Source organism: Devosia sp. (genome assembly GCF_014860165.1).
Lineage (GTDB): Bacteria > Pseudomonadota > Alphaproteobacteria > Rhizobiales > Devosiaceae > Devosia.
Genome location: NZ_JACZKG010000043.1, coordinates 135626 through 150029 on the forward strand (window position 1 = coordinate 135626; position 14404 = coordinate 150029).

Here is a 14404-nt window from a genome sequence, read left to right on the forward strand (position 1 = left end):
GGCACCGGCTATGTTGCCGATCAAGGAATAGCATTGTGAAATTGCCTTCGGTCAAGGGGCTGGTCCGCTCCGTTGCTGTCCTGGCCTCCGGAACGGCGGCATCGCAGGTGATCCTGTTGCTGGCCGCCCCTGTTCTCACCCGGCTCTATACGCCGGACCAGTTCGGCCTGCTGGCCGCCTATATGGCGACCGTGACGATTCTGGGCGCCATCTCCACGCTCCGCTATGAACTCATCATTCCCCTGCCCCGGCGCCATGACATGGCAGCGAATGCGCTTGCACTCACCCTGGGCTGCGTCCTGGTGGCCGCGCTGCTTACGGCCTTTGCCCTGATCGTCTTCGGTCCGCAGCTGGCCACGCTGTTCAATGCGCCCGACCTGCCCCGCTACAGCTGGCTCATCCCCCTGGGTGTGCTGAGCATGGGCTCCTACACCGCCTTCAACAACTGGGCCGTGCGTCGCCGCAGCTTCGGCATCATCGCGCGAACCAAGCTGACCCAGTCTGTCAGCCAGACAGCCATTCAGATCGGCGCGGCCTTCACACCCTTTGCGACCCTGGGCCTGCTGGTGGGTAGCCTGCTGGGCCAGAGCATGGGCATCAGCTCGTTTGTCCGGGCATTCTTCACCAAGGATCGCGCCACCATCCCCCATATCGGGTTGCGCCGGATCTGGTTTCTGGCCCGCCATTATTGGCACTTCCCGGCTCTTTCCCTGCCGGCATCGGTGGCATTCACCGCCAGTCAGCAGGCCCCTGCCCTGGTGCTGTTTTCCCAATTCGGCGCGGCGACGGCCGGGTTCTATCTGCTGGCCCAGCGTGTCGGCATGATGCCCGCCACGCTTCTGGGCACGGCTGTGAGCCAATCCATCTATCGCAACCTGGCCGACCGCAGGCGGGACCCACAGGCCATCGGACAGATGGTGCTCGTCCCGGTGCAGATCATGAATACCCTGATCATCGCCCCTGCCGTGTTCTGCGCCGTTATCGCGCCACTGGCCGTCGAGATTGCCTTCGGTCGGGAATGGATCGAGGCCGGGCACTATCTTCGCTGGATGGCGCCTTGGGTCGCCACAACGATCACCTTTGGTGCCATGTCGCCCGTGGTCTCGGTGCTGGGTCTGCAGAAGATGGGACTGTTCTTCCAGGTCGGTTCACTGGCCCTGAGCCTTGCCGCCATGATCGTCTGTGGCAACATCTGGGGCTCGATCGCGGCAATTGCGGCCTTCTCGCTCACCAAGACGGCGACCATCATCCTCTACCGCCTCCACATGTTCACATTGCTCGGCGTATCGCCTCGCCCGGTGGCGCTGAGCATCGGCGTGCAGGCTATCGGCTATGCTGCGGTTTTCGTGCTGGCAGAACAACTCCTGCGGAACGCGACAACAACACATTCGTTGTGGATATTCATCGCGGTCGCGGTAATTTTGCTCTGTACAGCGGTAGTATATGCCGTCAATGCTCTTCGATCGGCACGACAACTCAGCGGTCTTCGATCGACAAAGGGCTCCAGTCGGCCGGACCAGGATATCATCGAGCCTGATTCTTGATTGCCCAACACAGCCAGGTCGGTCGGAAGAACTCAAAGCAGTGCCAATTGGCCGCATTTTTGACCGTCAACTGCATTTGAGGGCGTCCGAAGCGCCTTTTTTGTCACTAACAACAGTAACAATCGGTTGAGTTAACGATAGCGGCAAAAAAACCGATTTGCGAAACATCGGCCAAGCGCTATCTTGCCATATTAACGAACAGTTAACCACAATCTGCGGCGGCGGCGGACGATTGATTGGGAACTAGGGAAAACGTAAGCTATGTCCGTTCACGGCACAAACTCGCCCCGCCCTAAGCCTGTGTTCTCTACCAGCGCTTCCAGTCGTGACCTGTCCAGCATCTTTTCACCGCCCGGCACCGGCCATTCCCGCGCCGAGCTGGGCGACGTTTCCGATACGATTCCGCGAGCGACGCTCAGCGCCCGCGCGGCGAGCGGCATACAATCCTATTGGCTCGGCGACGCGCCGGCGCCCATCCGCATGTCTGGTGCCCGCCTCGCGCGCCTGGCAGCCAAGCGCACCCTGGACATTATCGGCGCTTTGCTGGTGCTTCTGTTCCTGATGCCGCTTCTGATCGTCGTCGCGATTGCCATCAAGGTGTCCGATCCCGGTCCGGCGCTGTTCAAGCAGGCCCGCCTCGGCAAGGACGGTCGGCCGTTCACGATCTACAAGTTCCGCTCGATGTACATGAATAAGTGCAGCGTCGACGGCGTCGCGCAAACCACGTCGGAAGATCCGCGCGTGATGCCACTCGGTGCCTTCATCCGCCGCACGAGCATCGACGAGCTGCCCCAATTGCTCAACGTGCTGGTCGGCGACATGTCGCTTGTCGGTCCCCGCCCTCATGTGGAAGGCCAATTGGCGGCCGGGCAGCGCTACAATGAAGTCCTGCCCTATTACGACTATCGCCTGATCATGCGTCCGGGCCTGACCGGCTGGGCCCAGGCCAACGGCTTCCGTGGCCCCACCGACAACATGTCGCGCGCGCGCCTGCGGATCGAGCATGACGTGGCCTACATCCAGAACTTCTCGTTCATGCTCGACCTCAAGATCATGCTGCGGACGCTCCGTCGGGAGTTCATCGGCGGAACCGGGTTCTAGAACCCGGTTCTTGCGCTTGGTGATTGAGTGTCCCAACTGAGGTCGCCCGCAACAGCGGTGCCCCAGGACTTCCGTGATCATCAGACAGGCGGCTGGATATCGTCAGCGGCTATGGGCTGACGGCGTGGGCCCGCATGCCCCTACACGCACCAGTGCATCCGGGAAGAGCCGGTTGGCATGCGTGAAGGCTTGGCAGTCGGGCGCAGTCATCCCGGCAGCATGCCTCAGCTAGAGCTTGAGCCAATCATAGAGCTGACCGGCCAGCACTTCTGGCTCTTCCTCGGCGCCGTGCAGGGTCAGTTCCGACCTGCTGGGTGGCTCGAATGGCGAGTCGATGCCGGTGAAATTCTTGATCTCGCCCGCGCGGGCGCGCTTGTAGAGACCCTTGGGATCGCGCGCCTCGCACACTTCGAGCGGCGTATCCACATAGACTTCGCTGAAGTCGATATCCCCGGCGATCTCACGCGCCAGGCGGCGTTCCTTCTCGAAGGGCGAGATGAACGACACCAGCACGATCAGCCCGGCATCGGCCATCAGCCTTGCGACTTCAGCCACCCGGCGAATGTTCTCCACGCGCGCCGCTTCGGTAAAGCCCAGATCCTTGTTGAGGCCGTGCCGCACATTGTCGCCATCGAGGATATAGGCGTGCCGCCCCTCGGCGGTGAGCCGCTTCTCCAGCAGGTTGGCAATCGAGGACTTGCCCGAACCCGATAGCCCGGTGAACCAGATGATGCGGGGCGTCTGCCCCTTCATTTGGGCCCGAACGTCCCGGTTCACGTCGAAGGACTGGTAGGTCAGGTTCTGCGCCCGGCGCAGGCCGAATTCGATCGTGCCAGCGCCCAGAGTCCCGTTCGAAATGCGGTCCACCAGGATGAAACCACCGGTCAGCGCATTGACGGTGTACGGATCGAAGGCGATCGGCTTGTCGGTGGCAATGGTGACTGTCGCCACCTCGTTGAGATCGACCTTGGTCGCTGCCGTCTGCTCCAGCGTATTCACATTGGTGCGGAACTTGAGATCGGTGATCGTCGCCGGCACCATCTGGCTACCCAGCTTGAGCAGGTATGATCGTCCCGGGAAGGCCGGCTCCTCGCTCATCCAGACAATACGAGCCTGGAACTGGTTGGAATATTCCGGCGTCTCCCCCGCATGGCTCAACATGTCGCCGCGCGACACATCGACCTCGCGATCGAGCACCAGCGTAACCGCCTGGCCCGCCACCGCATGCTGCAACTCGCCATCCATGGTGACGATGTTCTTGACGACGGCCGGCTTGCGCGACGATGCGATCAGCACCTCGTCGCCCACCGCGACCACGCCCGACGCAACCGTTCCCGAAAAGCCGCGGAAGTCGAGATTGGGCCGGTTGACCCACTGCACGGGGAAGCGGAACCTGCCCGCGGTCCGATCTTCGGCAACCTGAATGGTCTCGAGATATGGCACCAGCGGCGAGCCGGTGAACCACGGCGTGCGCTCGCTGGCCTTGAGGATATTGTCGCCGCGCAGCGCCGAGACCGGCACGGCGGCCAGCGTCGCGAAGCCCAGTGGCTCCGCGAAGGCGCGATAGTCGGCGACGATCTGGTCGAACACAGCCTGGTCATAGTCGACCAGGTCGATCTTGTTGACCACCAGCACCACATGCTTCACGCCGATCAGCGACAGGATGAAGCTGTGCCGCCGTGTCTGCGTCAGCACGCCTTTGCGAGCATCGATCAGCACCAGCGCCAGGTCTGCATTGGATGCGCCCGTTGCCATGTTGCGCGTGTATTGCTCATGGCCCGGCGTATCGGCAACGATGAACTTGCGCTTGTCCGTCGAGAAGAAACGATAGGCCACGTCGATGGTGATGCCCTGCTCGCGCTCGGCGGCGAGGCCGTCCACCAGCAGCGAGAAGTCGATGCCTTCATCGCCAACGATGCGGTTAAGACTTTCCTTCTTCAGGCTTGCCAATTGGTCATCGAGCACCAGCTGGCTGTCATAGAGCAACCGGCCGATCAGGGTGGATTTGCCGTCGTCCACGCTGCCGCAGGTCAGGAAGCGCAGCAGGGACTTTTCCGTCTGCTGGCCAAGCCAGAGAGCGATGTCATTGTCAGCGGTCGCCAGGGGAAGGCTCATCAGAAGTAGCCCTCCTGCTTCTTTTTCTCCATCGACCCCACGGAGTCGCTGTCGATCAGGCGTCCCTCCCGCTCCGAAGTACGGCTGGCCTGCATCTCCATGATGATCTCCGGCAAGGTCGTCGCATCGGAGCGGATCGCACCGGTCAGCGGATAGTCGCCCAGGGTGCGGAAGCGCACCATCTCGTGCCGCGGCGTCTCGCCCGGCTCGAGCCGGAAGCGGTCATCGTCAACCATGATCAGGGTGCCCGATCTTTCGACCACCGGGCGCGGCTTGGCGTAGTAGAGCGTCGGCAATTCGATGTCTTCGGAGTAGATATAGGTCCACACATCCAGCTCGGTCCAGTTGCTGATGGGGAAGACCCGCATGCTCTCACCCGGGTTCAGCCGCGTGTTGAACACCCGCCACAATTCGGGCCGCTGGTTCTTGGGATCCCAGGAATGACTGGCATTGCGGTGGGAGAAGATGCGCTCCTTGGCGCGTGACTTCTCCTCGTCGCGCCGCGCTCCGCCGATCGCAGCGTCATACTGGCCGGCATTGAGCGCCTGCCGAAGGGCCTGCGTCTTCATGATATCGGTGAAGCGGGACGAGCCATGGTCGAACGGGTTGATGCCGTTGGCCAGCCCTTCCGGATTGGTATGGCTGATGAGGTCGAAACCGAACTTCTCCGCCATGGCATCGCGGAACGAGATCATCTCCCGGAACTTCCAGGTCGTGTTCACATGCAGCAGCGGGAACGGAATCTTGCTGGGGAAGAACGCCTTGCGCGCCAGGTGCAGCAGCACGCTGGAATCCTTGCCGACCGAATACATCATCACCGGTCGTTCGAAGCTGGCCGCCACCTCGCGCAGGATTTCGATGCTCTCAGCCTCAAGGGTCTGCAGATGCGTCAGCGAAGCAGGTGTCACGAGATCGATACTCCAGCAGGCGCCCGGGCAAAGGTCGCGATTGCCTGGTGTTGGTAAGCCGAGAGCTGCAATCTCATCAAGCTTAAAAGCTCGAAAAACCCTGCTCCAAGCTGAGGTTGGGCACAATCGTCTGCAAGGATTGCCCAACCCGATACCCTGCACTCGGCAGTGCTCGCGGATGGCGATGGAAATTGCGTGACCTCGCCACGTCGGCAGAAAAAAAGTTCCCCGGCACGACCCAGTCAGCGGCAAGGCCCAGCCACGCGCCCGCCCCCCCAGCGATGCCATGCGCCGCCAGAGGCTCGGTTTCTGCTCAGGCTGCCGGCAATGCCAGACGGGGCTCCGCCACTGGCAGGGCGGCCGTCGTATCCGCGGCAAAGGCCGCCATCACCCCGCGCGCCGCCTTGCGTGCAAGCACGATGTTCTGTTCACTGAGATAGGTGAAGGCCTCTTCCAGCTCCTCTGGAATCTCTCCGCCATGTTCGGCGATCAGTTCCTCGGTAAGGGCCGTAACGACATAGTGGCGGGCCGCCGCATCATCGGCCAGGTCGCTGGCGCGCGCGTGGAGTACGAGGCGTGCCAACAGGTTTCGTACCCCCTCGCCCAGCCCGCAGCGGGCCAGCAGCGCATTGAGCGCTGCGCGGCTGCCGGTCTCGAGCAGTGCAAACACCTTGGCCCGCGGCGTCTGTGCCAGCTCAGCCAGGCAATCGACAAAGAACATCACATGTCCGGTCACGACTGCATGCAACAGCACCCGGGCGCTGACCCGGTCGGTAACGATCAGGTCCGACACATAGGCGGCGGCAGTGGTTCGCACCGCCTCACGCTCGCCGATGGCCGAAAGCGCCGTGTCGCAGGAATCGCGCAACACCCGGCTCAGCCGGTCTTCGGCCACCGCGCCTTTCACGATCCGTGCCCCGCGCAGAGCCTCCGCCGCCTTTTGCACCAGCAACAGGCGCGCACCCGCAGGCAGGTCGCTCCGGGCCAGCAACGCACCGCGCATCTCGGCGTCGCCCCCTCTCGTCTCCGCCAGTTCGGATAGTAGTCCGCCCTCAAGCGCGACATCGCGACGCCGTAGCAGGCGTAATGTCACCGCCTCCTGCCCGCGCGCCACAATGGCCGCAGCCAGCCGCGGACTGATCTGGGCGCGTTGGCTCACCGCCACCAGCATGGTCATATCGAGGGTCTTGATCAGCCCGATCAGGTCGGCATCGATCAGCACTGGGGAATATTGCAGTACGGCGCGGGCAATGATGGCGCTGTCCTGCAGCAGGGCCAGCATGATGGGCCGCGGCGCCTCGGTGGAATGCAGCAGCCCATAGGCCAGCGCCGCCCGCACCTTCACCGATGGATCGTCCAGAAAGCCGATCAGCGCTGCATAGAGGGCGGCCTGCTCGTCGGCAGGTCCAATATGGTTGAGATAGGCCAGGGCCGAAAGGTGAGCCGCGCTGCCACGCTCTTCGCTGTCAGCCGACTGCGATAGCGACACGAACTCATGATACGCAACCATTCCACTCTCCGCACACCACGGAGTCCACCCTAGTGGGGAAGGCTTAAGGAACGGTTCACCATGCCGGGCAACGGAATGGTAAGGATCAGAAGGCCGCCAGCACGAACTGGAACAGCTGGCTTGTGCCGACCCAGGCAACGGCGAACAGCGCCCAACTCGTCAGGGCCGCACCCAGAATGATCCAGCCGCGGGGGAGCGGCAGAGGGTGCTGGGCATGCAGCGCTGCAGTATTCCGGCGCATTTTCCGCCTCCTTGGCGTCTCAGGGGCTCCTTCCCCTGATCCACTCAATAACGGCCAGTATAATAGTCCCGGCTAATCCAATCGGTTGCATTTTACGCAATTAGCGTCACTACTAACTGGGTGCCGTAAATGGCTTACGAGAAGTAAACGCCATCCTCTTCCCCTAGGTTGCTAGCGCACATAAAGTTGAGTGAAGAAAGCGCTGCCATCACCACCTGTCGAGGACGTCGTCGCGTCCTCGATTTCAGTCTTGAACAGTCCGGTAAACGACATGTTTTCTGGCGAAAACCGCGATGGAACTACAGGAAGCTCCGGTATGACCGGCTGACTGGCCATCTGCTGAGCAGCAAACGGGGCATTGGTGTCACCGGCTTCATGCTTGGAAACCAGCACGCGATAGACCTCGCGGATCGTCCTGGCCTGCCCATCCGAATAAAAGATCGTCCGATTGGCCGCGGCCTGCTTGGGAAAGAGGTCAGCCGCGATCTGATCGGGGTTCTGCAGGCCGGCCGTGAACATCCGCTCGGCCCCCTGCGCCCCCAGGAAATGCGCGATATAGAGCTCTCCGGCGCTGGGCATCCGGCCGAAGCGCTGACTCAGATAGTCGCCATTGCTCTTGGTGAAGGCGGCTGCCAGGTCAGCGGCGATCTGCGGATCCTCCCGCAGCTTGAGGATCTGTGCCTTGGTCTCGGCATCGCGAACGACATAGTCGCCATCCGCCGATCGCTCGATATTGCCGGCAATCTCGCTATAGCCCAGGCGCGGCCCCTCTTCCTTCATCACCTGCAACCAGGTGCTCTCCAGAAACTGGAACAGCCCCACCGCCGAAGAGGTCTGCGCCTTGGCCTGCGGGTTCAGGCTGCTCTCACGCATGGCCGTCTGAAGCAGGTAGTCGAAGTCGACCCCGTTCCGATCCCCGGCGGCCGTCAGCACATAGGCCAGGCTCTGTGGGACGGAAATTGGCTGGACGCCCATGGACGGCTCGACTCGCGGATTGGCAGATCAGGCAATTAGTGCCCGCCAAACGCTAACAGTCTGTTAACCAATACGACCAACCCGTTAAGATCGATCGACCCATCGGCTGACGATATCGTTCAGGTCGGGTCGGGGCCGATCCTCGATGACTGCCGTCGGCGTACCAATATGGACGAACCCCACGAACCGCTCGCCCGGCCGCACGCCCAGCATCGCCGCCGCCTCGGCGTCGAATGCATACCATCGCGTCACCCACGACGCGGCAAAGCCCAGCGCATGGGCGGCGTGCAGCAGGTTGAAGGCCACATTTCCCGCCGACAGAAGCTGTTCCAACTCGGGCACCTTGGGGTGCTCCTTGGGCGAAGAGATCACCCCGATCGTCAGCGGTGCCGGCAGAAACCGCTGCCGCTCGATATCCAGGCTTGCCGCGTCGAGGTCCGGATTGCTGCGCGCGGCAATCTCGGCCAGCCGCTCGCCCGCCTGCTGCCGGGCCTCACCCTCGATCAGCACCAGCCGCCACGGCGCTATCTTGCCATGGTCGGGAACGCGGGTCCCGATGGTCAGGATCTGCTCCAGCTCTGCCGGTGTCGGCCCCGGCTCCCTGAGAAACGCGATGCCAACCGAGCGGCGGGTGAGCAGATAGTCGCGCAGGGCGGCATTGGCAGGCATGGTCAGACTCCGTTTTGGCCAGCATCAGTATCGTGAAGTGCCCTAGGGCACCAGAAGCTGGGACTAATCCGCCGGCCCACCCATTAGGCTGTTTTCATCGGGCTGGGTCTGTGACACAGCTTTTCCCCAATCGCGCCCTATGAAGCGCAATTGATTCAGCCAGCTTGGCTCCAGCGGCCAGGGAGACCCGATGCGCCTGCGACTACTCCTAGCCCTTCTGCTTGTGTTGTCCGTCGCGGCTCCCGCCTCACAATCGATCGTCCTTCCGGCTTTCGCCCAGGAAACGACGACCGAAATGCCCCCCATGCCGCGGCCTCGCCCCGATCCTGACAGCCTTCCCGCCAGTCCCACGACCCAGCCCGATGCAGACACCCCGGCCACCGAGGCCATCGCGGCGATGACGTCTGTGCCCCAGGCCGTGACGCTGAGCGCCCGCATCACCCAGGATGGCGCGCCAATTCCCGACGGCCTGGTCTGGCGCATTTTTGACACCAAGCCGGATGCAAGTGGCGAACTGGCTCTGGTCGCCAAGTCCGATCTTGGCGCCCCCACGGTGGAACTGCCGCCGGGGGATTATGTCGTTCATGTCGCCTATGGCCGGGCACAGACCAGCGAACCGCTGTCGGTCGTACCCGGCGCCAACGAAAAGGCCTTCATCCTCGAAGCCGGCGCCCTCCGCCTCAACTCCGCGGTAACCGGCGACATCGCCATTCCCGCCGGCCTGCTGAAATTCGACATCTTCACCGCAGGTGAGGAGAATGATCGGGCCGCGGTGGCCGAGGGGCTGCTGCCCAACGACATCGTCACGCTCAACGCGGGCACCTATCACATCGTGTCATATTTTGGCTCGGTAAACGCCGTCGTGCGCGCCGATCTGCGGGTCGAGGCAGGCCAGCTGACCGATGCCACGCTCTATCACCACGCCAGCCAGGTTGGCTTCAAGCTCGTCTCGGAAGAAGGCGGCGAGGCTATCGCCGACGTGGAATGGACCGTAAAGACGGCGGACGGCGCCACCATATTCTCGGAGCTGGGTGCGTTCCCGTCCACCGTTCTGGCCGAGGGTGAATATCTGGTGCTGGCCCGGCAGGGCACCCAGGTTTTCAACCGGGAATTCCAGGTCCAGGCCGGTACGGCGCGTGAGATCGAAGTTCTGACCACCGTCTACTAATTGAGGTTGGAGAGCTTGCTCGTCGCCTTCAGGCCCAGCGGCAGTACGCGATAGCTGCCCGGCCAGGCAGCATAGTTCCCTGACGCCACGCCATTGCGCGTCGCGCCTTCATAGCTGCCCGCTCCGGGGAGAATTTCGACACGCACCAGCCCGGTCTCGTCCGGCCGCAATATACCGGCATGCACGGCAGCCGCGGCGAGCCTGGAGTCATCGGTATAGACGCCGTCGCCCCATACCGAGCCCGACACGTCCGCCGTAACCTCGAAAGTCAGCATGGTGCCGTCCTGGCCCCGATACGCTGAAAGATCCCCGGGGTCGGGCAGCACAACGCCGCTGTCCAGCCCCGTGACACCGGCAAAGCGGTAGGCAACATCCCAGCTTGCATAGCTGCGGCTGACCACGCCATTGCGCTCGACGCCCGCATATGATGCCGGTCCTTTGATCACCTCGACCGTCACCACGCCACTCTCGCCCGGCGCCAGCAGCCCCGCATGCACTGCCGCCACCGCCAGTACGGAGTCGCTGGTATAGACTTCGTCGCCCCAGATTGTTCCCGATGTGCTGCCGACCACAGCAAATTGCAGGGTCTGGCCCACGGCGTCGGCGTAATTGAAGAGAGTGCCCGGATCAGCCTGCGGCCGCGACGGCGCCGCGCCGCCCGGAGCGCCCAGCTTGGCAGCGCTCTGGCCGTCGGTGCCCTGCGCGAACGCGCCCTGCCCCAGCATCAATACAATTGCCACGGCAGGCAGAAGCCTGGCTAGGGAAGCGAACCACACGGCATCAGGGCTCTTGGTTGGAAACGACAGCGCGCAATATTGCCCGCCCCGCAACTGCTGACAAGCATCATTGGCTCGCGCTGCGTTTGCCTATTGAAGCATGGCTGCCGATGCCTCAGATTGCCGCCACGTCAATGCGGGAGAACATGATGACGCCGTTCAACACCTCGACCCGGCAACGCCTGGGCATTGTTGCCACCGCCTGCCTCATGAGCGTTGCCCTGCCGGCCGCCCCGGCCTGGGCCCAGAAGGTCAAGAACAAGGTCGCGCCGGCCGTGGAATCCACCGCAGTCACCTCGGAAATCGCGGTTGACATTCCCACCATCGATGCCGTCGACTCCAACGTCGACGAAGCGACCCTGCGCGCCATCTTCAGCGGCAACGTGGTTGAAAATGCCGACGCCCTGGCGGGGCTCAGCGCCACCAGCATCACCATCCCCGAAATCACGCTCTCGGCCACCACCACGACCGACGGCGCGGTCAGCGAAGCGATCGTAACGTTCTCGAACCTGGTTCTGTCTGACATCACCGATGGCATTGCCGCTTCGGTCAGTCTGGCCGGAATGAGCGCCGATGCGGGCAACGACGGCAGCGCCGAGTTTGGCACGCTGTCCGCTTCCAGTCTCAATATCGGGGGCATGCTGGGCATGTATGGCCTGGTCGATACCGGTCAGACGGAGCTCCAAACCATCTATACCGATTTCACCTTCGAGGGCGGCTCCTTCGAGGCCCCCGAAGTCAGCTGCACCATGGGCTCGATGACCGCTGCCGAGTTCAAGGCTCGGCCGCTCAAATATACCTTCGGCGAGATCATGGCGCTGGCTGAATCGCTCAATGCTGCGGAGGGTGAGGATCCATCGCCCGAGCTGGTGGGTGACGCATTGCGCATGTATGTGGACCTCTTCACCGCCTTTGAATCCTCACCCACCGAGTTTGGCGGCTTCGACTGCTCCGGCGTCGACGAGGAGGGCCGTGACCTGACATTCAAGGTTGCCGGCATGTCGATGGGGGGCATGAGCCCCGGCGTCTATCCGGAAATCTCCATGGATGGCCTTGATGTGACCGTCGAGGGCGACGGCTCGGTTCAGGTCGGTAACATGACCTTCAAGGCGATGGACCTCTCCGCGCCGATCGCCGCCATTGAGGGCGCGCCCCAGGCCATCGACGAAGCCTGGTTCACCGCCAATGCCCGCTCGCTCATCCCGGCATTCGCCGGCTTCTCCTTCAGCGACGTCGCGGTGGACGTGCCCGATCCCGAAACCGGCGAGCGCATCCAGGCCAGCGTCGGCGCCTTCGACCTGTCGCTTTCCGAATACCTCAATGGCATCCCCACCGACCTCCTTACCACCGCCAGCAACATTGTCGTCGACCTTCCGGCGGACAGCAGCGACGAGCAGGTGCAGCAGCTGATCGCGCTGGGCGTGACCCGTGTCGACGCTGGCTTCACCATCGACGCATCCTGGAACGAGGCCGACAACACCATCGCTGTCGACGAAGTGTCCGTGACCGGGGCCGACCTCGCCACGGTCAAACTGGCCGGCACCATCGCCAACGCCACCGAGGCCCTGTTCGGCATCGATGAGGATCAGGCCCTGGCCGCGGCCATGGCCGTCGCCATCAGCCACCTCACGCTCGACGTCACCGATGCCGGGCTTTCCGACCTCATCCTGGCAAGCGTAGCGGCCGAGCAGGGCTCCGACCCTGCCACCATGCGCCCGGTCTTTGCCGGCCTTGCGGAAGGCACCGTTGTCGGGTTGCTGGCCGGCGCAGCGGAGGCCCAGAAGGTCGGGGCGGCGCTCAACGCCTTCGTCAGCGGCAAGGCAAAGTATCTCACCATCGAGATGACCGCCAAGGAGCCGCCGGGCCTGGGCCTGATGGACTTCATGGCCGCCGAGGACGACCCGACCGTGCTCATCGGCAAGGTCACCATCGACGCCAGCGCCAGGTAACAGGCGGAACAGTACCTGGAAGGGCCGCGCGTGCGGCCCTTCTCTTAGCTCACCTCGCGCGCGGCCACCTCAAGGCCCCAGGCCAGCAGCTCCCGCGCCACGTCGGGCGTGCTGCCCTCGACATAGCAGCGCAGTTCGGGCGCATTGCCCGACGCCCGGAAATGCACCATGTCGCCAGACGACGTTTGGAACTGCATGCCGTCGATCTGCGACAGCCCGGCAATGCCATGCGGTGCGAACAGGTCAGCGGCATAGGCCGCATCGCTGCCCAGTCGCTCGATAAAGCGCGCGCTCTTGTCGCTGGGCACGTCCTGCAGGCGGTCAGCCAGCGCGTGTTGCAGCGGCAGCGCGCGCACCAGCGCGTCTATCGGCATGTCCTTGCCCGCAGCCAGCCCCAGCACGCAGAGCAGCGGCAGCACCGCATCGCGCGTCGCCAGCGGCGGCAGCGCCACCCCGCCGGCGCTGACACCCTGGCCAACCAGCGTGCCGCCATTCGCCTCGAAACCGATCACGGCGCCTGGTGCGTCAGCCATCGCCGCCACCACATAGGGTGACCCCACCCGCGTCCGCACGACGCGACTGAACGCGCCCGACCGCTCGATACCGGAATTGGACGTGACCGGCGTCACCACGCTCCGCGCCCCCAGGTAGCGCGCCGTGATCAGCCCCAGCACGTCCCCCCGCACGAAATCGCCGTGCCGATCCATCAGCAGCGGCCGGTCGCCGTCACCGTCGGCCGAGACCAGGGCGTCCAGGCCGTGCTCGCGCACCCAGCCACCCAGCGGCGCCAGCACCGCGTCGCCAAAGGCCTCGGTATCCACGGGCACGAAACCGTCTATGCGTCCCAGGCTGACTGTTTCGGCGCCAAAATGCCTGAGCAACTGTCCCAACATGTCCCGTGCGACCGTCGAATGCTCGAAGACCCCGATCCGCCAGCCCGTGAGCCGGCTTTCCGGCAGGAGCCCCGCATAGCGGCGGAAATAGCGCTCATAGGCTGCCGCGGCTTCGTCCTGGCTGGTTACGGCCCGGTCAGCCACTGCGTCATCGGCCAGCGCGGCCATGATGCCGGCTTCGTCTTCCTTGCTGATTTCCCCGCTCGGCAGGTAGAACTTGAGCCCGTTCCGGTCCGCAGGGATATGGCTGCCCGTGACCATGATCGCCGCGCACCCGGCCGCCATAGCATGAAGCGCCAATGCTGGCGTCGGAATCGCCCCACAATCGACCGGCTGCAATCCTGCCGCGTCTATGGCCACCGCGCAGTCTTGAGCGATGGCCGCGCTCGACGGGCGAAAGTCCCCTGCCACGAAGACGCGCCCGCCGCCATCCTGCCCGAGTGCAGCCAGGTGCTTGAGGAAGGCCGAGGTATAGCGCCGCGCCGCCTGCCCCTCCAGCTCGCTGGCCAGGCCGCGCAAGCCGCTGGTGCCGAATTTGAGGCTGCTGCCTGGCAT

The 14404-nt window shown here is 63.7% G+C and carries 12 protein-coding genes; 4 read left to right on the top strand and 8 right to left on the bottom strand.

What is annotated here, in order from left to right; all coding sequences use genetic code 11:
- Positions 1-35: 35 nt before the first annotated feature.
- Both IH615_RS10220 and IH615_RS10225 read left to right on the top strand, forming a co-directional pair.
- Positions 36-1544, top strand: coding sequence for an oligosaccharide flippase family protein (locus IH615_RS10220; protein WP_291361762.1), 1509 nt, complete (start codon positions 36-38; stop codon positions 1542-1544).
- Between the two features lie 261 nt (positions 1545-1805).
- Positions 1806-2645, top strand: coding sequence for a sugar transferase (locus tag IH615_RS10225; protein ID WP_291361763.1), 840 nt, complete (start codon positions 1806-1808; stop codon positions 2643-2645).
- 228 nt (positions 2646-2873) lie between these two features.
- Here the strand turns inward: IH615_RS10225 and cysN are convergent, their stop codons facing one another.
- From cysN to IH615_RS10255, 6 genes are all read right to left on the bottom strand, one after another.
- Positions 2874-4760 carry a sulfate adenylyltransferase subunit CysN gene (gene cysN, locus IH615_RS10230; RefSeq protein WP_291361764.1) on the bottom strand — a complete coding sequence of 629 codons (1887 nt, stop codon included), beginning with the start codon at positions 4758-4760 and terminating at the stop codon, positions 2874-2876.
- Positions 4760-5668: a sulfate adenylyltransferase subunit CysD gene (gene cysD, locus IH615_RS10235; RefSeq protein WP_291361765.1), complete on the bottom strand. Its 909-nt coding sequence runs from the start codon at positions 5666-5668 to the stop codon at positions 4760-4762. The genes cysN and cysD overlap by 1 nt, the downstream gene beginning before the upstream one ends.
- A gap of 313 nt (positions 5669-5981) precedes the next feature.
- Entirely contained in the window at positions 5982-7178 is a 1197-nt protein-coding gene (locus tag IH615_RS10240) for a DUF2336 domain-containing protein (protein ID WP_291361766.1), read from the bottom strand.
- Between the two features lie 85 nt (positions 7179-7263).
- Positions 7264-7419, bottom strand: a complete 156-nt coding sequence (locus IH615_RS10245; protein ID WP_291361767.1) for a hypothetical protein — start codon at positions 7417-7419, stop codon at positions 7264-7266.
- Between the two features lie 171 nt (positions 7420-7590).
- Positions 7591-8394, bottom strand: coding sequence for a transglycosylase SLT domain-containing protein (locus IH615_RS10250; protein WP_291361768.1), 804 nt, complete (start codon positions 8392-8394; stop codon positions 7591-7593).
- Between the two features lie 84 nt (positions 8395-8478).
- Entirely contained in the window at positions 8479-9063 is a 585-nt protein-coding gene (locus IH615_RS10255; RefSeq protein ID WP_291361769.1) for a nitroreductase, read from the bottom strand.
- A gap of 304 nt (positions 9064-9367) precedes the next feature.
- On the opposite strand from IH615_RS10255, the gene IH615_RS10260 reads away from it, so the two are divergent.
- Positions 9368-10231, top strand: a complete 864-nt coding sequence (locus tag IH615_RS10260) for a hypothetical protein (protein ID WP_291361770.1) — start codon at positions 9368-9370, stop codon at positions 10229-10231.
- On the opposite strand, the gene IH615_RS10265 is transcribed toward IH615_RS10260, so the two are convergent.
- Positions 10228-10971 (bottom strand): LCCL domain-containing protein, encoded by a 744-nt coding sequence (locus IH615_RS10265; RefSeq protein ID WP_291361771.1) that lies wholly within the window; start codon positions 10969-10971, stop codon positions 10228-10230. The genes IH615_RS10260 and IH615_RS10265 overlap by 4 nt on opposite strands.
- Before the next feature lie 146 nt (positions 10972-11117).
- Between IH615_RS10265 and IH615_RS10270 the strand changes: the two genes are divergently transcribed.
- Positions 11118-12956, top strand: coding sequence for a hypothetical protein (locus IH615_RS10270; RefSeq protein WP_291361772.1), 1839 nt, complete (start codon positions 11118-11120; stop codon positions 12954-12956).
- A 44-nt stretch (positions 12957-13000) separates the two neighbouring features.
- Here IH615_RS10270 and IH615_RS10275 read toward each other — a convergent pair whose 3' ends face one another.
- Complete coding sequence (locus IH615_RS10275) at positions 13001-14404, bottom strand: phosphomannomutase (protein ID WP_291361773.1); 1404 nt, start codon at positions 14402-14404, stop codon at positions 13001-13003.